This window comes from Mycobacterium sp. E2733 (assembly GCF_001667585.1).
Taxonomy (GTDB): Bacteria; Actinomycetota; Actinomycetes; order Mycobacteriales; family Mycobacteriaceae; genus Mycobacterium.
On record NZ_LZJZ01000084.1, the window covers coordinates 42438 to 62053 of the forward strand.

General features: G+C 68.3%; 18 protein-coding genes. 10 read left to right on the forward strand and 8 right to left on the reverse strand.

Translation table 11 applies throughout. The annotated features are described in order from the left end of the window. Positions 1 to 3: 3 nt before the first annotated feature. The 3 genes from kstR2 to ipdE1 are packed head-to-tail and all read right to left on the reverse strand — an operon-like array spanning position 4 to position 2584. Positions 4 to 606, reverse strand: coding sequence for a TetR family transcriptional regulator KstR2 (kstR2, locus tag A5678_RS15230; protein WP_156746924.1), 603 nt, complete (start codon positions 604 to 606; stop codon positions 4 to 6). Between the two features lie 44 nt (positions 607 to 650). Further along, positions 651 to 1439 (reverse strand): (5R,7aS)-5-hydroxy-7a-methyl-1-oxo-2,3,5,6,7,7a-hexahydro-1H-indene-carboxyl-CoA reductase, encoded by a 789-nt coding sequence (gene ipdF, locus A5678_RS15235; protein WP_068043736.1) that lies wholly within the window; start codon positions 1437 to 1439, stop codon positions 651 to 653. After that, the gene (gene ipdE1, locus A5678_RS15240; protein WP_068043739.1) at positions 1436 to 2584 is read right to left on the reverse strand and encodes an acyl-CoA dehydrogenase IpdE1; all 1149 of its coding nucleotides are present in this window, start codon (positions 2582 to 2584) and stop codon (positions 1436 to 1438) included. Before ipdE1 ends, ipdF begins: the two co-directional genes overlap by 4 nt. Positions 2585 to 2632: 48 nt before the next feature. On the opposite strand from ipdE1, the gene fadD3 reads away from it, so the two are divergent. The 5 genes from fadD3 (at position 2633) to A5678_RS15265 (ending at position 8433) form a co-directional block, all read left to right on the forward strand. After that, positions 2633 to 4177, forward strand: a complete 1545-nt coding sequence (gene fadD3, locus A5678_RS15245) for a 3-((3aS,4S,7aS)-7a-methyl-1,5-dioxo-octahydro-1H-inden-4-yl)propanoate--CoA ligase FadD3 (RefSeq protein ID WP_068043741.1) — start codon at positions 2633 to 2635, stop codon at positions 4175 to 4177. 1 nt (position 4178) lies between these two features. Next, entirely contained in the window at positions 4179 to 5312 is a 1134-nt protein-coding gene (locus tag A5678_RS15250; RefSeq protein ID WP_068043743.1) for an acyl-CoA dehydrogenase family protein, read from the forward strand. Next, positions 5312 to 6256 (forward strand): acyl-CoA dehydrogenase family protein, encoded by a 945-nt coding sequence (locus A5678_RS15255; protein ID WP_068043745.1) that lies wholly within the window; start codon positions 5312 to 5314, stop codon positions 6254 to 6256. Before A5678_RS15250 ends, A5678_RS15255 begins: the two co-directional genes overlap by 1 nt. 72 nt (positions 6257 to 6328) lie before the next feature. Next, entirely contained in the window at positions 6329 to 7279 is a 951-nt protein-coding gene (locus tag A5678_RS15260; RefSeq protein ID WP_068043747.1) for an acyl-CoA dehydrogenase family protein, read from the forward strand. Further along, a complete protein-coding gene (locus tag A5678_RS15265; RefSeq protein ID WP_068043749.1) occupies positions 7276 to 8433 on the forward strand; it encodes a pyridoxal phosphate-dependent aminotransferase in 1158 nt (385 codons plus the stop codon). Before A5678_RS15260 ends, A5678_RS15265 begins: the two co-directional genes overlap by 4 nt. Here the strand turns inward: A5678_RS15265 and A5678_RS15270 are convergent. Next, the gene (locus A5678_RS15270) at positions 8430 to 9260 is read right to left on the reverse strand and encodes an arylamine N-acetyltransferase (protein ID WP_068043751.1); all 831 of its coding nucleotides are present in this window, start codon (positions 9258 to 9260) and stop codon (positions 8430 to 8432) included. The genes A5678_RS15265 and A5678_RS15270 overlap by 4 nt on opposite strands. A gap of 96 nt (positions 9261 to 9356) precedes the next feature. On the opposite strand from A5678_RS15270, the gene A5678_RS15275 reads away from it, so the two are divergent. From A5678_RS15275 to A5678_RS15285, 3 genes are all read left to right on the forward strand, one after another. After that, positions 9357 to 9962 carry a DsbA family protein gene (locus A5678_RS15275; protein WP_068043753.1) on the forward strand — a complete coding sequence of 202 codons (606 nt, stop codon included), beginning with the start codon at positions 9357 to 9359 and terminating at the stop codon, positions 9960 to 9962. 150 nt (positions 9963 to 10112) lie between these two features. Further along, positions 10113 to 13262: a serine/threonine-protein kinase gene (locus A5678_RS15280; protein ID WP_068043755.1), complete on the forward strand. Its 3150-nt coding sequence runs from the start codon at positions 10113 to 10115 to the stop codon at positions 13260 to 13262. A 229-nt stretch (positions 13263 to 13491) separates the two neighbouring features. Then, entirely contained in the window at positions 13492 to 13941 is a 450-nt protein-coding gene (locus A5678_RS15285; protein WP_068043757.1) for a hypothetical protein, read from the forward strand. 1 nt (position 13942) lies between these two features. Here the strand turns inward: A5678_RS15285 and hsaB are convergent, their stop codons facing one another. The 4 genes from hsaB to hsaA all read right to left on the reverse strand — a co-directional run bounded on the left by hsaB (position 13943) and on the right by hsaA (position 17547). After that, entirely contained in the window at positions 13943 to 14506 is a 564-nt protein-coding gene (gene hsaB / locus A5678_RS15290; protein ID WP_068043759.1) for a 3-hydroxy-9,10-secoandrosta-1,3,5(10)-triene-9,17-dione monooxygenase reductase subunit, read from the reverse strand. Between the two features lie 2 nt (positions 14507 to 14508). After that, positions 14509 to 15411, reverse strand: a complete 903-nt coding sequence (gene hsaC, locus A5678_RS15295) for an iron-dependent extradiol dioxygenase HsaC (protein WP_068043761.1) — start codon at positions 15409 to 15411, stop codon at positions 14509 to 14511. Further along, entirely contained in the window at positions 15411 to 16286 is an 876-nt protein-coding gene (gene hsaD / locus A5678_RS15300; RefSeq protein ID WP_068043763.1) for a 4,5:9,10-diseco-3-hydroxy-5,9,17-trioxoandrosta-1(10),2-diene-4-oate hydrolase, read from the reverse strand. Before hsaD ends, hsaC begins: the two co-directional genes overlap by 1 nt. A 76-nt stretch (positions 16287 to 16362) precedes the next feature. Next, positions 16363 to 17547, reverse strand: a complete 1185-nt coding sequence (gene hsaA, locus A5678_RS15305; protein ID WP_068043765.1) for a 3-hydroxy-9,10-secoandrosta-1,3,5(10)-triene-9,17-dione monooxygenase oxygenase subunit — start codon at positions 17545 to 17547, stop codon at positions 16363 to 16365. 158 nt (positions 17548 to 17705) lie between these two features. Between hsaA and A5678_RS15310 the strand changes: the two genes are divergently transcribed. Both A5678_RS15310 and A5678_RS15315 read left to right on the forward strand, forming a co-directional pair. Continuing rightward, positions 17706 to 18788, forward strand: a complete 1083-nt coding sequence (locus tag A5678_RS15310; RefSeq protein WP_068043767.1) for a ferredoxin--NADP reductase — start codon at positions 17706 to 17708, stop codon at positions 18786 to 18788. Between the two features lie 50 nt (positions 18789 to 18838). Further along, positions 18839 to 19372, forward strand: a complete 534-nt coding sequence (locus A5678_RS15315) for a hypothetical protein (RefSeq protein ID WP_068043770.1) — start codon at positions 18839 to 18841, stop codon at positions 19370 to 19372. Positions 19373 to 19616 lie beyond the last annotated feature (244 nt).

The following is a 19616-nucleotide window of genomic DNA, read 5'->3' on the forward strand; positions in this document are numbered from 1 at the left end:
TTGTCAGACTCCTTCTTTGGTAATCCCACCAAGAACGATGGCGAGGTATTGCTCACCCACCTGTTGCGCGGTGAGGGGTCCGCCGGGTTGATACCAGCGCACCGACACCCACGTGGTGTCACGAATGAAACGGTAGACGAGGTCGACGTTGAGGTCGGGCTGGAAGTAGCCCTCGTCGATGCCCTGGTTGATCACCTCGACCCACATCTTGCGCTGCTGACGGTTCATGTCCTCGATGTAGGAGAACCGGGGCTGCGACAACAACCGCTGGGCTTCGTCCTGATAGATGACGACCTGTGCGTGCCGATGCTCGATCGCCTCGAACGACGCCATGAACAGCCCTTTGAGCCGCTCCAGCGGGTTGGCCTCGCTGTCGACGATCTCGCGGTAGCGGGCGAACAACCAGTCCAGAAAACTGCGCAGGACCTCGTCGACCATCTCCTCCTTGGAGGAGAAGTGGTGATAGAGGCTGCCCGAGAGGATGCCGGCGCTGTCCGCGATGTCGCGCACGGTGGTCGCGCGCAATCCGCGTTCGGCGAACATGGTCGCGGCGAGCTCCAACAACTCGTCGCGGCGACTGTTTGCCTGACCGGCCATTCGGTCCACCGCGTCAGGATATCAACCAAGCGCTTGCTTGGCCAGCGAAGCTCTCACGGATGCTGGCTGGACACCGAGATGACTTCCCCGGTCAGATAGCTGGAGTAGTCACTGGCCAGAAATGCGATGGTGGCCGCCACCTCCCACGGCTCGGCCGCCCGCCCGAACGCTTCACCGGCCGACAGCCGATCGAGCAGGTCGGCCGAGGTCGTCTTGTCCAGGAACTTGTGGCGGGCGATGCTCGGGGACACAGCGTTGATCCGCACCCCATACTCGACGGCTTCGATTGCGCTGCAGCGGGTTAGCGCCATCACCCCCGCCTTGGCGGCAGCATAGTGTGACTGCGAATGCTGCGCCCGCCAGCCCAGAACGCTGGCGTTGTTGACGATCACGCCGCCGTGGTCCGCTTCGCGGAAGTAGCCCAGTGCCGCCCGAGTGGCCCGAAACACCGACGACAGCGTCACGTTCAGGACGCGGTCCCACTCGTCGTCGGTCATGTCGACCACCGGCGTCTGGCCGCCCAGCCCCGCGTTGTTGACCAACACGTCGAGCCGGCCCATCCGGGCGGTGGTCGAGGCGATCAGCGCGTCGACCTGCGCGGTGGACGTCACATCGCACAGCACACTCTCGACCCGGCCCAGGCCCAGCGCAGACAGTTCGTCGGCCGTCTCCCCCAGCCGCCGCTCGTGGTGGTCGGACACCACCACGTCGGCGCCCTCGACGAGCGCCCGTCGCGCCGTCGCCGAGCCGATGCCGGTGCCGGCCGCCGCGGTTACGACGACGACCTTGCCCTCCAAAAGCCCATGCCCGGCAACCTCTTTCGGAGCTTCGGACAGGCTCATCCCTTTACCTCCCGGGGCAGGCCGAGCACCCGCTCGGCGATGATGTTGCGCTGGATCTCGTTGGAGCCGCCGTAGATGGTGTCGGCTCGGGTGAACAGGAACAGCCGCTGCCATTCGTCGAACTCACCGTCGGACAGGGTCAGCCCCGGCTTGCCGATCACGTCCATCGCCAGCTCCCCCAGCGCGCGATGCCAGTTGGCCCACAACAACTTCGACACATTGTCCTGCCCGGGCTGCTCGACATCCATGGTGGCCAGCGCATACGAACGCATCGCCCGCAACCCCGTCCACGCGCGGGTCAGCCGCTCGCGGATGAAGGGGTCGTCGGCGGCGCCGTTGCGCCGCGCCAGGTCGGCCAGATTGGAAAGCTCACGGGCGTAGCGGATCTGCTGGCCCAGTGTGGACACGCCGCGCTCGAAGGTCAGCGTGCCCATGGCGACCCGCCAACCGTCGCCGGGCTGGCCGACCACCAGATTGGCTTCGGTGCGGGCGTCGTCGAAGAAGACCTCGTTGAATTCGGAGTCGCCGGTCAGCTGGATGATCGGGCGGACCTGCACACCCGGCTGGTCCAGCGGCACCAGCAGATACGACAGCCCGGCGTGCCGCTTGGAACCCTTCTCCGTGCGGGCGACCACGAAGCACCACTGCGCCCAGTGCGCCAACGACGTCCACACCTTTTGGCCGTTGATCACCCACTGGTCACCGTCCAACTCGGCGGTGGTGGCGACGTTGGCCAGGTCGCTGCCGGCGCCGGGTTCGGAATAGCCCTGACACCACAGCTCGGTGACATCGAGGATCTTCGGCAGGAACCGCTGCTGCTGCTCGGGCGTCCCGAAGGCGATCAGCGTCGGGCCGAGCAACTCCTCACCGAAGTGGTTCACCTTGTCCGGGGCGTCGGCTTTGGCGTACTCCTCGTAGAACGCCACCCGGTGCGCGGTCGAGAGCCCGCGGCCGCCGTGTTCCACCGGCCAGCCCAGGCAGGTCAGGCCGGCCTTGGCCAGATGCCGATTCCACGCCCGGCGCTCCTCGAACGCCTCGTGCTCGCGCCCCGGTCCGCCCAGACCCTTGAGAGCTGCGAATTCGCCGACCAGATTGTCGGCGAGCCACTGGCGGACCTCCGCCCGGAACTCCTCGACGTCCTGCATGCCCTGTAGGCTAACCTACCAAGCACTTGCTTTGTTAGGAGCATCTCGATGACCGTCGATCCGCGCACCATACCGGCGGCGCTGGATCGTTTGGCGCAGCAATTTCCCGGTGACGACGCGTTGATCACCGACGAGAGGTCGTTCACGGCGGCCGCCTTGCGCGACGAGGTGCACCGGGCCGCCGCGGCACTGATCAGCCTCGGCGTGGCAGCCGGCGACCGCGTGGCCATCTGGTCGCCGAACACCTGGCACTGGGTGGTCGCGTGTTTGGCGATCCACCATGCCGGCGCCGCCATGGTGCCCCTGAACACCCGCTATACCGCCGAGGAAGCCGCCGACATCCTGGCCCGCACCGGCGCGCCGGTGCTGTTCGGGATGGGTAAGTTCCTGGGCCACGACCGCGTCGCCGACCTGGAGCGCTTAGGCCCCGAAGCCCTGCCCGCGCTGCGGCACGTCGTGAGGATCCCGATCGAGGCTGACGACGGGACGTGGGACGACTTCATGGCTCGCGGCTCCGACCCCAGCACGGTCGCCGCCCGCGCCGCGGCCGTCATGCCCGACGACGTCAGCGACATCCTGTTCACCTCGGGCACCACCGGCCGCAGCAAAGGCGTCCTCTGCGCCCATCGGCAGTCGTTGTCGGCCTCGGCGTCGTGGGCCGCCAACGGCAAGATCACCAGCGATGACCGCTACCTCTGCATCAACCCGTTCTTCCACAACTTCGGTTACAAGGCCGGCATCCTCGCCTGCCTGCAGACCGGCGCGACGCTGATCCCGCACCTGACCTTCGACCCGCTGCGCGCGCTGCAGGCGATCGAGCGGCACCGCATCACCGTGTTGCCCGGACCGCCCACCATCTACCAGACCCTGCTCGACCACCCACAGCGCAAGGACTACGACCTCAGCTCGCTGCGGTTCGCGGTGACGGGCGCGGCCACGGTGCCGGTCGTGTTGGTCGAACGCATGCAGTCCGAGCTCGACATCGACATCGTCCTGACGGCCTACGGGCTGACCGAGGCCAACGGCATGGGCACCATGTGCCGCGCCGACGACGACGCGGTCACCGTCGCCACCACCTGCGGGCGCCCGTTCGCCGACTTCGAATTGCGCATCGACTCAAGCACTTCCGGAGCAGCGGGTGAGGTGCTGCTGCGCGGGCCGAACGTGATGCGGGGCTACCTCGACGACCCGGCCGCCACCGCGGCCGCCATCGACGCCGACGGCTGGCTGCACACCGGTGACATCGGCGCCGTCGACGCGGCGGGCAACCTGCGCATCACCGACCGGCTCAAGGACATGTACATCTGCGGCGGGTTCAACGTCTACCCCGCCGAGGTCGAGCAGGTGCTGGCCCGGATGGAGGGGGTGGCCGACGCCGCGGTGATCGGTGTCCCCGACGAGCGCCTCGGCGAAGTGGGCCGGGCGTTCGTGGTGGCCCGGCCCGGCGCCGAGCTCGACGAGCAATCCGTGATCGCTTACACCCGCGAACATTTGGCGAACTTCAAGGCGCCGCGGTCGGTGCGGTTCATCGACGCGTTGCCGCGCAATCCGGGCGGCAAGGTGCTCAAACCACAACTGCGAGAGTGGACCTGACGTGGATCTGCAACTAGACGAAGAGACTCTGGCCTTCCAGGCCGAGGTGCGGGAGTTTTTGTCGGCCAACGCCGCATCGATCCCGACGAAGTCTTATGACGACGCCGAAGGTTTCGCCCAGCACCGGCGGTGGGATCGCGTGCTGTTCGACGCCGGGCTGTCGGTGATCACCTGGCCGAAGAAGTACGGGGGCCGCGACGCGCCGCTGCTGCATTGGGTGGTGTTCGAAGAGGAGTACTTTCGCGCCGGCGCCCCGGGCCGCGCCAGCGCCAACGGCACCTCGATGCTGGCGCCGACGCTTTTCGCGCACGGCACCGAAGAACAGCTCGACCGCATCCTGCCGAAAATGGCCAGCGGCGAACAGATCTGGGCACAGGCGTGGTCGGAGCCGGAATCCGGCAGCGACCTGGCTTCGCTGCGGTCCACCGCGACCAGAACCGACGGCGGTTGGCTGCTCAACGGGCAGAAGATCTGGAGTTCCCGCGCGCCGTTCGCGGAAATGGGCTTCGGGCTGTTCCGGTCGGACCCGGCGGCCGAGCGGCACAACGGCCTGACTTACTTCATGTTCGACCTGAAGGCAAAGGGCGTCACCGTGCGTCCCATCGTCCAGCTGGGCGGTGACACCGGCTTCGGCGAGATCTTCCTCGACGACGTGTTCGTCCCCGACCACGACGTCATCGGCGCCCCGAACGAGGGCTGGCGCGCGGCCATGAGCACATCGAGCAACGAGCGCGGCATGTCGCTGCGCAGCCCGGCCCGCTTCCTGGCGACCGCCGAGCGGCTGGTGAAGCTCTGGAAGGACAACGGATCGCCCCCGGCGTTCGCCGACCGCGTCGCCGACGGCTGGATCAAGGCGCAGGCTTACCGGCTGCAGACCTTCGGCACGGTGACCAGGCTGGCCGCCGGCGGTGAGCTGGGTGCCGAATCATCGGTGACCAAGGTGTTCTGGTCGGACCTCGACGTGGAGCTGCACCAGACAGCGCTCGACGTCCTCGCCGCCGACGGCGAGCTCGCCGGCAATTGGACCGATGGCCTGCTGTTCGCGCTGGGCGGGCCGATCTATGCCGGCACCAACGAGATTCAGCGCAACATCATCTCGGAACGATTGCTGGGCCTGCCCCGGGAGAAGCGGTAATGGACTTCGCATTAGACGAACAGCAGCGCGACTTCGCGGCGAGCATCGACGCCGCCCTGGGCGCGGCCGACCTGCCCGGCGTGGTCCGCGCGTGGTCCGCGGGTGATACCGCACCGGGCCGCAAGGTGTGGGGGCAGCTGGCCGACCTCGGCGTCACCGCGCTGGCGGTGCCCGAGAAGTTCGACGGCATCGAGGCGCACCCCGTCGACCTGGTGGTCGCGCTCGAAAGGCTGGGGCGCTGGTGTGTGCCCGGGCCTGTGGCCGAATCCATTGCCGTGGCACCGGTTTTGCTCGCCTCCGATGATCAGGCCGAGCGTTGCGCCGCGCTGGCCTCCGGTGAGCTGATCGCCACCGTCGCGCTGCCGCCGCACACGCCGCGCGCGGTGGACGCCGACACGGCCGGGCTGGTGCTGGTCGCCACCGAGCAGGGCGTCGCCGAAGCCACCCCGGGTGACCGGCACGAGTCGGTCGATCCGAGCCGGCCCCTCTACGACGTGACCGCGACCGGCCAGGTCTGGCAGGGGGATCGCGAGCGCGCCTACGCGTTCGGAGCGCTGGCCACCGCCGCGCAGCTGGTCGGCGCGGCCGAGGCGCTGCTGCGCGACACCGTCGAATACGCAAAGCAGCGGTCGCAATTCGGCCGGGTGATCGGTTCTTATCAGGCGATCAAACACAAGCTCGCCGACGTGCACATCGCGATCGAGCTGGCCCGGCCGCTGCTGTACGGCGCGGCCCTGACGCTAAAGAACCGCGACGTCAGCGCGGCCAAGGCGGCGGCGTCCGAGGCGGGCCTCCTGGCCGCGCGGTCGGCGCTGCAGACCCACGGTGCGATCGGGTTCACCCAGGAACACGACCTCTCCCTATGGTTGCTGCGGGTGCAAGCATTGCGATCGGCCTGGGGTACCCCCGAGGCGCATCGGCGGCGAGTGCTGGAGGCGCTCTGATGCGCCGCGACGATGCAGAACGTAACGATGTGGGGGCACCACCCGCTTGCGGGGGAGAGGAGCGGCGCTCTGATGACTGAAGAACGGGAGATGCTGCGGGAGACCGTCGCGGCGCTGGTGGCCAAGCACGCAACCCCGGCGGCGGTGCGCGCGGCGATGGAGTCCGAACGCGGCTACGACGAGTCGCTGTGGCAGCTGTTGTGCGAGCAGGTGGGGGCCGCGGCGCTGGTCATCCCCGAGGAGCTGGGCGGCGCGGGCGGCGAACTGGCCGATGCCGCAACCGTTTTGCAGGAGCTGGGCCGGGCCCTGGTCCCTTCGCCGCTGCTGGGCACGACGCTGGCGGAGCTGGCGGTGCTGGCCGCGCCCGAGCCCGACGCCGAGATGCTGGGCGGCCTCGCCGAGGGCACCTCGATAGGCGCGCTGGTGCTCGACGCCGACTACGTGGTCAACGGCGATATCGCTGACGTCGTGGTCGCCGTCGACGACGGTGAGCTCAGCCGGTGGACCCGATTCGGCGCGCAGCCGGTCACCACGATGGACCCGACCCGGCGGCTCGCGCGGCTACGGCCGGAGGAGGCCGAACCGATCGGCACCGACCCCGGCATCGCCCACGCCGCGGCAATCCTGCTGGCCGCCGAGCAGGTCGGCGCGGCCGAACGCTGCCTGGAACTCACCGTCGAATACACCAAGAACAGGGTGCAATTCGGCCGCCCGATCGGCAGTTTCCAGGCCCTCAAACACCGGATGGCCGACCTGTACGTCACGATCGCCGCGGCGAAGGCCGTCGTTGCGGACGCGTGCGACGACCCCACCCCGACCAACGCGGCCACTGCGCGCCTGGCCGCCACCGAAGCGCTGTGCGCCGCGGCCGCCGAAGGCATCCAGCTGCACGGCGGGATCGCGATCACCTGGGAACACGACATGCACCTGTATTTCAAACGCGCCCACGGCAGCGCGCATCTGCTCAGCACACCGCACGAACTGCTCGCGCGACTGGAAGCCGAGGTGCTCGAACCGTCGTGAACGACCATGTCGCGCGGCGCGCCGCCATCCCGCCGTTCTATGTGATGGACGTGTGGCTGGCCGCCGCGGAACGCCAACGCAGCCACGGCGACTTGGTGAACCTGTCGGCCGGCCAGCCCAGCGTGGGAGCGCCGGAGCCGGTGCGGGCGGCGGCGGCCGCCGCCCTCCACCTCAACGAGCTGGGTTACAGCGTGACACTGGGCATCCCCGAGCTGCGCGCGGCGATAGCGGCGGATTATCAACGCCTGCACGGGCTCCGGGTCGAACCCGACGACGTGGTGCTCACCACCGGTTCGTCCGGCGGATTCCTGCTCGCCTTCCTGGCATGCTTCGACGCGGGCGACCGGGTGGCGCTGGCCAGTCCAGGTTACCCGTGTTACCGAAACATCCTGTCCGCGCTGGGATGTGAGGTGGTTGAGATCCCCTGCGGACCACAGACCCGCTTCCAGCCCACCGTGCAGATGCTGGCAGAACTAGATCCGCCGGTACAGGGCGTGATCGTCGCCAGCCCGGCCAATCCCACCGGAACCGTCATCGCGCCGTCGGAGCTGGCCGCGATCGCGTCCTGGTGCGAGACGTCGGGGGTGCGGCTGATCAGCGACGAGGTTTACCACGGCCTGGTGTACGAGGGGGCACCGCAGACCAGCTGCGCCTGGCAGACATCACGAGATGCCTTGGTGGTCAACAGCTTTTCGAAGTACTGGGCGATGACGGGTTGGCGGCTGGGCTGGATGTTGGTGCCGCCGGCGCTGCTGCGAGCGGTGGACCGCCTGACCGGCAACTTCACCATCTGCCCGCCGGTGCTGTCGCAGCTCGCCGGGGTGGCTGCCTTCACCACCGAGTCGATCGCCGAAGCCGACGGCAACCTGCACCACTACGCGACCAATCGCGCGTTGCTGCTGGATGGGCTGCGCCAGATCGGCATTGACCGGCTTGCGCCCACCGACGGCGCGTTCTACGTGTACGCCGACGTGTCGGACCGCACCAATGACTCGATCGCGTTCTGTTCGAAACTGTTGGACGACACCGGCGTTGCCATCGCCCCGGGGATCGATTTTGACACCGTGCACGGCAATTCGTTCGTCCGGCTGTCGTTCGCCGGGCCGACGGGCGACATCGAAGAGGCCCTGCAGCGGATCGGGCCCTGGCTTTAGGCGTCCAGGATCTTGTCGAGGCGGGCCTCGAGCACGCCGCGGTCACCGATGTCGGACACGTTGATGCCGAACCGGCCGACGAGGGCGTCGACCACCGCGGCCGCGTCGTCCAGGCGGATCTTCTCGCTGGCGTCGGCGCGGTGGATGGCAAGGTTCCGGCCGGCCAGGTTGAGCCGGGCGTCGTCGGTCACGCGCGCGGCTGTCAGTCCGGTGACGAAGTGCGACGAGGGATGCGTTGAGACGAACCAGCTGCCCACTTCCAGGTCGACCTCCGGCGCGGTCCGGGTGCTGAACTCGTAGAGCGGTTGCCACTCGCCGCGGACCTGGGCCTGCAGGACCAGGCCGTCGCCGCGGTCCTCCAGCCGGTAGGGCTCGTGCGTCGTCTGCTGGACGCTGCCCGTCTCGATGCGCAGTGGCGAGGTGGGCGTCTGGCCACCGAAGCCCACGTCGACGAGGTATGAACCGTGCGAGCCCGGGAACGTCACCGCCAGCACGGTGTGCGTCTGCGGCGGTGACGGCGCGTCGAGCGCCCGCATCCACACCACCCGGCCGACCAGGCGCCGCACGCGGAAGCCCAGCTCGGTCAGCACATATCCCATCAAGCCGTTCTGCTCGTAGCAGTAGCCGCCGCGGCGCCGGTGAACCAGCTTGCCTGCGAGCGCGCCGGGACTCAGGTCGTCGACCGGCACCCCCAGCACCGGATCGAGGTTTTCGAAGGGAATCGCCTTGGTGTGCGCGCTCACCAGGGCCCGCAGTACGTCGAGGTTGGGCGCCGCGTCGCCGCCATAGCCGATGCGATCGAAGTACTCGCCCAAGTTCAGCATCATAGGGCCATTCTGCTGCCAACCCCGTCTGCAGGCGTGCGACGGCCGCTAGCGGGTATGCCGTTCCCTAGCCCAGGCCCCGGCACGAAGGAGGAACACATGACCCACGTCGACCTCTACCTCGACCCCGTCTGTCCGTTCTCCTGGGTGACGGCGCGCTGGCTGCGCGACGCCGCGGAATCGACGCACACGCCGGTCGCCCTGCGCCAGATGAGCCTGGCGGTGCTCAACGAGGGTCAGGACGCCGACGACGAAAAACAGCGACACATGATGGAGCGGTCGACGCGGCTGGGACGCCTGTTCGCCGCGGCCGTCGCCGAGCGGGGGCCCGACGCGTTCTCAGGCCTGTACGACTCGATAGGCCGGCGCATTCATGTGCGCCGGGAGGAACCCACCCCGGCCACGATCCGGGAGGCTCTCGCCGCGAACGGCCTCGAGGAACGACTCGCCGAAGCGCTCGACGACAGCGGCTTCGACGAAGCGGTCAGAAAGGCACACCAAGCCAGTCAGGACGCGTTGGGCGACGAGGCAGGCAGCCCGATCATCGCGATTGACGGACACGCGTTCTCCGGCCCTGTCCTGACCCGGGCGCCCAGCGCGCAGGACGGTGTCCGGCTGCTGGAGGCCGTGCTCACGATCGCCGACATGCCCGAATTCGCCGCGCTGCAACGGCCCTATGAGGGCCCGCCGACCATCGACGCCTGAGCGCGGCCGACGCGCGTCGTCGGCTAACTCTCCCGGCCCCGGCCCTGGCCGGGTGAACGAAGGTTGGCGAAAGAGACACCGGGCGAGGTCCCGAGCGCTTAACCTTGAGCTCGCCTATCACATATTTCGCGGAGGGTTGAGCGCCAGCAAATGCCTGAAGAGCCCCATTCCGACAATGCCGCACCGGTACCGAGTGGCATCGCCGCGGAGCTGGCGGCCGCGGGGTTCGAGGATGCGCGCCAGGTAGCCCGCGGCGGAGCGGGCGTCATCTACTGCGCCTATGAGACCGCGCTCGGGCGAAGCGTCGCGGTGAAGGTGCTGCCGTCCCACATCGACGACGACAGCAGGGAACGGTTTCTGCGCGAGGGCTACGCGATGGGCGGACTATCCGGCCATCCGAACATCGTCAACATCCTGCGGGTCGGCGTGACCCCGAGCGGCAAGCCCTACATCGTGATGCCCTACCACTCGGCGGACTCGCTGGCAGTCCGGCTGCGCCGAGAAGGGCCGGTCGCCTGGCCCGAGGCGTTGCACATCGGCGTAAAGCTTTGCGGCGCACTGGAAACCGCGCACCGGACCGGGACCCTGCACCGCGACATCAAGCCGGCCAACATCCTCGTCAATGACTATGGCGAGCCGCAACTGAGCGATTTCGGCATCGCCCACATCGAAGGCGGGTATGAGACCGCGACCGGGTTCTTCTCCGGGACGATCGATTTCACCGCGCCCGAGGTCATGACGGGCAACCCGGCGACCGTCGCCTCCGACATGTATTCGCTGGGCGCCACGCTGTATGCGCTCATCGCGGGTAACGCCGCCCACGAGCGCAAGAAGGGCGAGGATCTGATCGCGCAATATCTGCGCATCAGCACCACCGGGATCCCGGACATGCGGCCCGACGGCATCCCGGACGCGGTGTGCTCGGCGATCGAGAGGGCGATGTCGATCGACCCCGCCGAGCGACCCGCGTCGGCCGAGGAGTTCGGCCGCGAGTTACAGGCCGCCCAGCGCCGCAACGGGCTGAAACCCGACGCGATGGCCATCACCGGACGGCCCTCGGCCGTGGCGGCGGATGCCCCGTTGGTCCCGCCGGTCCCGCCCGGCGGCCACAGCGAGGTGGCGCACCCACCCCTCCCCAACACGTCGAGCATGCCCGCACCGACGCGTGGGCCGAGAGGGCACGACGACCCGACCTCCGCGATCAGCGCCCCGCTCGGGCACGAACATGCGCTGGAAACGGCGGCCCTTCCACGGTCGGCACCCGCTGAGCTGGCGAGCTTGCTGCGTGGCGGACAGGGGTCGGCGACGCAACCGAAGGTGCGGCCGCCCAACGCTGCCCCGCCGTCGGGCCGAACCGGCGGCGCCCAGGGCCCGCCGCGCAGTCCCCGGGACCGGGCCGCCGCGTGGTTCGCGGAGCCGGGGAAGAAGCGAAACCGCATCGCGCTGGTGGCCGGAGCGGTCGCCGCGGTCGTGCTGTTAATCATCGGCGGCGCATTTTTAGCGCTCTCGCCGGATAACAACGCCGGGTCGAAAAGCGCGTCCGGGCAACCGACCGCGCAGCCACCCATGCAATGGAAGCCGATCACCAACGCGCGCATTTCGCGGGACGCCGCGGCCACCACGCAGGCCGACGGCACCATCTGGATCTTCGGCGGCATCCGCAGCGACGGTGGCCTGACCGGACTGCAGGAGGGCTACGACCCCGTCATCGACAGCTGGAAGGGCGGCGACGACCTGCCGGTCCCCGTTTCGCACGCGATGGCGGTCACCTGGCAGGGCAACCCGGTGGTGCTCGGCGGCTGGAGGTCCGAGGGCGGCAAAAACGTTGCGAGCGATCAGGTTTGGCGGGTCATCAACAGCCGCTGGGTCGAGCTTCCGCACCTGTTGCAGCCCCGGGCGGCCGCGGCGGCGGCCGTGGTCGGCGACCGGCTGATCGTCACGGGCGGCGTCGACGCGAGCGGCGCGCTGCTGAACACAACCGAGGTGTTCGACGGCAACACCTGGACCCTCGGCGCGCCCATCCCGACGCCGCGTCAGATGCTGGCCGCGGCCTCGGACGGGAAGCTGGTGTACACCGTGGGCGGCACCAGCGGCACTACGGACCTGGCGACGGTCGAGGCGTACGACCCGGCCGCGAAGACGTGGACGCCGTTGCCCGTCTTGAGCCAGCCGCGCAGCGACCTCGGCGTGGCGATCGTCGACGGGCGCCTGGTCGCGGTCGGCGGCGTGTCTGCGGGGCAACTCCTCAAGAGCGTCTCCGCCTTCGACCTCATGACCAAGGCGTGGTCCGCCCTGCCCGACATGACCACCGCGCGGCACGGCATGGCCGTCGACGCGGTGGAGAAGTCTGTGTACGCGATCGGCGGGTCGACCGCCGTGGGCGACGGCCAGCTGACGTCGTCGGCCGAAGCGCTGAAGCTGCCGGCCCGCCGGATCCAGCCGGCGTCGCAGTGGCGGTCGCTGCCGGACGCGCCGACGCCCCGGTTGATGACGGCATGGGCCGTGGTCAACGACAAGATCTGGATCGTCGGCGGCCTGCGGAACGGCGTCGCGCTGCAGACCGTCGAGAGCTATGACCCGCACACGGGCACCTGGCAGACCGGGCCGCCATTGCCCATCCCGCTGCATCACGCGGCGGCGACGACGTACCGCGGCGAGGTGGTGGTCCTCGGCGGCGCGAGCGATCAGCTCGCCGACGCATCCGACAAGATGTTCGCTCTGCGCGGCGGCAATTGGGTCGAGCTGCCCCACCTGACGCATGCGCGTGCGGCGCCGGCCGCAGCGGTGGTAGGCGACAAGCTGGTCGCGATGGGCGGGCAGAACGCCAAACAAATCGTTCCGCAGACGGAGGTTTTCGACGGCAATTCCTGGAAGGACGCCGCCGACATGCCGACCCCGCGCGAACACCTGGCCGCGGTGTCGGATGGCACCTACGTGTACGCGATCGGCGGTAGGTTCCTCTCCGCCGACAAGAACTCCTCGGCGAACGAGCGGTTCGATCCGCAATCGGGCAACTGGACCAAGCTGGTGGGCATGCCGACCCCACGCGGGAGCTACGGCGCGACCTACATCGACGGCCGCATCGTGGTGGTCGGCGGCGAGGAACCCACGATGGTGCTCAACGTCGTCGAGATGTACGACATCGCCGACGCGAAGTGGAGCACCCTGCCGCCGATGCCCACCGCGCGTCACGCCGAGGTGGTGGCGACGGTCGGGAACACCGTTTACTGCATCGGCGGCGCGAACCGGCCGACCCATGAGGGTCCGATCGCCACGGTCGAGGCGCTCGACTTCATGTAGTGGCCGTGCGTGCGGCGATGAAGCGGCGAGGAGCGGTCGACTGGCTGTATGGCGCCATGGAGCCGAGGCGTAGGAGGCCGCTGCCGATCGCATAACCACCTGCGGTCGCGACGCCCACCAGCACCGGAGCCCGCCCACCCAGCCGGTTGTTTTACTTGCGCCAGATAGGGGGATCCCACTAGAAGCCAGCGCCAGCGCAAGGCGAAAACCGATCTGATGGGAGCCCAGGATGAACAGCACCGCTATCTGGATCGTGGTCGCCGCCGCGGTTGTCTTGTTGATTCTCGTCGTCCTCGTCGCAATCACCGGTATGCGACGCCGTCGCCGGCAGCGACAGGCCGAGGAGATTCGCGAAGAAGCGAGGCAGGCGACCGCCCAGGTCGAACGGCGGGAAGCCCTTGCCCAGGAAACGGCCGCCAAGGCCCGCGCCGCCCAGGCCGAGGCGGAGGCCAAGGCGGCCGAAGCCGCCCGGCTGCAGGACCGGGCGGCCAACCACCAGAGCGAGGTCGCGGAGTCGCGCGAACAACTGCAGGAGCAGTGGAAGCGCGCCGATGAACTGCACCCCGAAGCCACCGCGGAGCCAGCGGGTGAGCACGACGATCCCAACGTGGCGCGGTCAACCCGCCCGCATGATGCCGAGGCCGTCCAGCGCGAGACCTATCGCGGGACACCCGGCTGATCTAGAGCCAGGTGTCCTGCGTGGTGGCGGTGAGAAACGCTTCCAGATCGTCGCGCCACTGGGCCGGCGTGGTCTTGTCCGGTTCGATCCCGGTGTATTCCCCGCGATAGAACAGCAGCGGGCGCGGCTTGATCTTGGGCGCCTCCGACAACGACCGGACCGCGCCGAACACGACGAAGTGGTCGCCGCCGTCGTGCACCGACGCCACCGTGCAGTCGATGTAGGCCAGCGACCCGTCGATGATCGGTGAGCCGAGTTCGGAAGCATGCCAATCGATTCCGGCGAACTTGTCGGGTTCCTTCGATCCGAATCGCGCGGATACGTGCTTCTGCTTCTCGGTCAGCACGTTGACACAGAACCGGCCGCTGGCCTCGATGGCCTGCCAGGACCGCGAAACCTTGGTGGGGCAGAACAACACCAACGGCGGATCCAGCGACAGCGCCGCGAACGACTGGCAGGCGAAGCCGATCGGGACCTCGTCGTGCACCGTGGTGATGATCGTTATGCCGGTGCAGAACTGGCCCAGCACCTGCCGGAAGGACCGCGGATCGATCGGCGCAGACATGACTATCCGCGGGCGCCGACCGTGAAGTCATGGCCCCACAGGCTGACGGCGGTGCTTTCCCGGGCGACCCAGTCGCTATCCGCGACTTGCCTTCCCTCGCAGCCGAATTCGATGTCGAACCCGCCGGGTGTCTTCATGTAAAAGGACAGCATCAGGTCGTTGACGTGCCGGCCCAGCGTGGCCGACATGGGCACCTTGCGGCGCAGCGCCCGGTCCAGGCAGAGCCCGACGTCGTCGGAGTTCTCGACCTCCATCATCAGGTGCACGATGCCGCTCGGGGTCGGCAGCGGCAGGAAGGCCAGGCTGTGGTGACGCGGGTTGCAACCGAAGAACCGCAGCCACGCGGGCGCCCCGTCGGCGGGCCGGCCGACCAATTGCGGCGGCATCCGCATGGAGTCGCGCAGCTTGAAGCCGAGCACGTCGCGGTAGAAGTGCAGGGCCTCGTCGTCGTCGCGGGTCGACAGCACCACGTGGCCCAGGCCCTGCTCGCCGGTCACGAACTTGTGCCCGTACGGGCTGACCACGCGGCGGTGCTCCAGCGCGACCCCGTGAAAGACCTCCAGGCAGTTGCCGGACGGGTCGGCGAACCGGATCATCTCGACGACGCGACGATCCGCCAACTCGGCGGCGGTGGCCTCCTTATAGGGCACGCCCTCGAGATCGAGCCGGTTCCGGATCTCTTGCAGCCCTTCGGCATTGGCGCATTCCCAGCCGGCCTCCATCAGGTGGTCGCGCTCGCCGGGGACGATCACCAGCCGGGCCGGGAAATCGTCCATGCGCAGGTACAGCGCGCCCTCTTCTGCGCCGCTGCCCTCAACCATGCCAAGCACCTTCAGCCCGTATTCGCGCCAGGCCGCCATGTCGGTGGCCTCGATGCGTAGATAGCCCAGTGATCGGATGCTCATCACGCACCTCCCAGGAAATCAACGGTCAACTTGTTGAACTCGTCGAACTTCTCCACCTGCGCCCAATGTCCACACTGCCCGAAAACGTGGAGCTGCGCACGCGGAATGGTTTTCAGCGCGACCAGCGCGCCGTCCAGCGGGTTCACCCGGTCCTCGCGACCCCAGATCAACAACACGGGCTGGCGCAGCCGGTGGACCTCGCGCCACATCATCCCGAGCTCGAAGTCGGCTCCCGCGAACGACATTCCCATCGCCCGGGTCGCCGTCAGCGATTCCGGCGTGCTGGCCAGCTTGAATCGTTCGTCGATCAGCTCCGGCGTGATCAGCTTCTGGTCGTAGACCATGACCCGCAGGAACGCCTCGAGGTTTTCCCGAGTGGGTTCGGCGGAAAACTTCCCCAGCCGCTTGACGCCCTCGGTCGGATCGGGGGCGAACAAGTTGATGCTCAGCCCGCCCGGCCCCATCAACACCAGCCGGCCGGCGCGATCGGGATAGTCGAGGGCGAACCGTACCGCGGTGCCGCCGCCCAACGAATTACCCACCAGCGGAACGCGTCCCAGCCCGAGCTGGTCGAAGAGTCCCTTGAGCGCCCGCGCGGCGTAGTGGTTGAACTGCCCGTGCTTGGCGCGCTTGTCGGAAAGCCCGTAGCCGGGCTGGTCGACGGCCAGCACATGGAACCGCTGCGCCAGCACCGGAATGTTGCGCGAGAAGTTGGTCCAGCTCGCCGCGCCCGGACCGCCGCCGTGCAACAGCACCACGGTTTGGTCGTTACCGACCCCGGCCTCGTGGTAGTGCAGCTTCAGCGGTCCGTCGACGTCGACATCGGCGAAGCGCGAGGTCGACTCGAACGTCAACTCCCCCGTTGTGGCCGTCATTCAGCGCCGCTCCTCTCCCCCGCAAGGAGGGGCCCCACATCGCCTTCTTGCTCTGCATCGTCGCCGGCGCGCACCGCTAGACCATCGTGTCGCCCGGCGGCAACCCGAACTCGTTGTTCCCGAAGATCTGGTAAGCCCGCTCGGGATCGTTGGCCGCGTGCACCCGGCCGGCGTGCGCGTCGCGCCAGAACCGTTGCACCGGTTGGTCGTTTCCCAGGGCGGTGGCCCCGGAAGCCTCGAAGAGCCGATCGATGGAGGCGATCGCACGCCCGGTCGCCCGCACCTGGTCGCGGCGGGCCCGAGCGCGCAGCTCGAACGGGATCTCCTTGCCGGCGGACAACAACGCGTACTCGTCGGCGACGTTGCCGCTCAACTGGCGCCAGGCCGCGTCGATGTCGCTGGCCGCCTCGGCGATGCGCACCTTGGCGAACGGGTCGTCCTTGGCCTTCTCCCCGGCGAACGCCGCGCGCACCCGCTTGCCCTGGTGCTCCACGTGCGCGTCGTAGGCACCGTAGGCCATCCCGACGATCGGTGCGGAGATGGTCGTGGGGTGCATTGTGCCCCAAGGCATTTTGTAGACCGGGGCGGCGTTGGTCTGGTACCCACCGGCGGTGCCGTCGTTCATCGCCTTATAGGACAGGAACCGGTGCCGCGGGACGAACACGTCCTTGACGACCACGGTGTTGCTGCCGGTGCCGCGCAGGCCGACGACATGCCACACGTCGTCGATGCGGTACTCGCTGCGCGGGATCAGGAAGCTGCCGAAGTCGACCGGACGGCCGTCTTTGATCACCGGACCGCCGAGGAACGCCCACGTCGCATGGTCACATCCCGACGACCAGTTCCAGGAGCCGTTGACCAGATACCCGCCGTCGGTCACCACGCCGGCGCCCATCGGCGCGTACGACGACGAGACACGCACGTTCGGGTCGTCGCCCCAGACTTCCTCCTGGGCCTGCTGGTCGAACAGCGCCAGATGCCAGTTGTGCACGCCAATGATCGAGCTCACCCAGCCGGTGGAACCGCACGCGCTGGCCAGCCGCCGCACCGCCTCGTAGAACAGGGCCGGATCGCACTGCAGGCCGCCCCACTGCTCGGGCTGCAGCAGGGTGAAGAACCCGATGTCCTGCAGTTCCTGAACGGTCTCGTCGGGCAGCCGCCGCAAATCCTCCGTCGCCTGGGCACGCTCCCGAATCCGCGGCAGCAGATCGTCGATGCCGGCCAACACCGACTGCGCGTCACGTTGTTGAATGGACGTCACTTAAGTTTGCCTCCTGGGCCAGACTTACTCAGCGGGCTTACACCAGAGACTAGAACACGTTCCGATTTGTGTCGAGCAGGGTATTCCTGCGGCTGGTAGCGATACGGATCCGCTTTTCTGTAACATGTTCTAGTTGTAACGAGAGGGAGGATGGGGTCTTGGCCGAGGCCAACCTCGACGAGCCGCTCGGTGACCATGTCCTTGAACTGCAGATCGCCGAGGTCGTCGCCGAGACGGACGACGCGCGGTCGCTGGTGTTCGCGGTACCCGACGAGCCGGGCGACCCCGGCATCCCGCCCGAGCGGCTGCGCTACGCGCCCGGTCAGTTCTTGACGCTGCGCGTTCCCAGCGAGCGCACCGGATCGGTGGCCCGCTGCTACTCGCTGTGCAGCTCGCCGTTCACCGACGACGCGCTGACCGTCACGGTCAAGCGGACGGCCGACGGATACGCGTCCAACTGGCTGTGCGAGCACGCGCGGGCGGGCATGCGGATCCACGTGTTGGCGCCGTCGGGCAACTTCGTGCCCAAGACGCTCGATGACGACTTCCTGCTGATGGCCGCGGGCAGCGGGATCACCCCGATCATGTCGATCTGCAAGTCGGCCCTCGCCGAGGGCAGCGGACAGGTGACGCTGCTCTACGCCAATCGCGACGACCGGTCGGTGATCTTCTCCGATGCGCTGCGGGAACTGTCGGCCAAATATCCCGACCGGCTCACGGTGGTGCACTGGCTGGAATCGCTGCAGGGGATGCCCAGCGTGACCGCGCTGGCGAAGCTCGCCGCCCCCTACACCGACCGGCCCGTGTACATCTGCGGGCCCGGCCCCTTCATGGACGCGGCCCGCGAAGCGCTGGAATCACTGAAAGTGCCTGCGGCGCAAGTACATATCGAGGTGTTCAAGTCACTGGACTCTGACCCGTTCGCGGCGGTGAAGATCGACGACACCGCCCCGGGCGACCAGCCGCCGGCCACCGCGGTGGTGCAACTGGACGGTGAAACCCACACCGTTTCGTGGCCGCGCAACGCCAAGCTGCTCGACGTCCTGCTGGCCAAGGGCCTCGACGCGCCGTTCTCCTGCCGCGAGGGCCATTGCGGTGCCTGCGCGTGCACCTTGCGCAGCGGCAAGGTGAGCATGGAAGTCAACGACGTGCTCGAGCAGCAGGACCTCGACGACGGCCTGATCCTGGCCTGTCAATCTCACCCGGAATCTGATTCGGTAGAAGTCACCTACGACGAGTAGTGGCGGGGTTAGGTTCACCGTTAGGGTTGGCGAACCGAGAGGGGAGCAGCATGAAGCGGCTGATAACCGGGTTTGCAGTGGTCGGATCGGCGCTGACGTTTCTGCCCGGCCCGGTCGCCGGAGCGGCCAGCAACACCGCCACCACGCTGTTTCCGCTGGACGGACCCAACCAGCTGGAGACGCGCACCATCCTGAACTGCTTCAAGGCCGATGGCCACTGCGACTTCACCGCCGGGGCGGACATGCTGACGCCGGACGGGGTGACCGGCTTCCCGTCCGGCCTGTGGGCCCGGCAGACCACCGAGATCCGGTCGTCGAACCGGCTGGCCTACCTCGACGCGCACGCCAGCGGCGAGCACGAGCGGGTGATGAAGTCGATGGGTTCCGACGAGATCACCACCGTCTACTTCGGTGAGGGCCCGCCGGACAAGTACCAGACGAGCGGCCGCATCGACTCCACCGATTGGCAGACGGGTCAGCCCAAGACCGACAGCAACGTCATCGTCTGCACCCACATCCAAGTGGTCTACCCCGGGGTCAACATCACCTCCCCCAGCACCTGCGCGCAGACGACGTTCTCGTAGGGCGCCGAGAACGTCACGGGTGAGCGCGTAAACCTCACCCGGACGCGGCAGACCGCGCTGGTCACCCTTTACGGCAAGGCGCTGGACAGCCGCCGGCCCGAAGCCGGGGGTACTCCTGGACGGCTACAGCCGGGCCGGAGTGTGGCTCCTGCAGCGCCATTCTTCGGTCAAAGCCTCTGGCGCGCAACTAGATTGGAGCATAGGCGACCCGCGGGAGCTGGAACGGGCCCTACCGGGGCTGGTG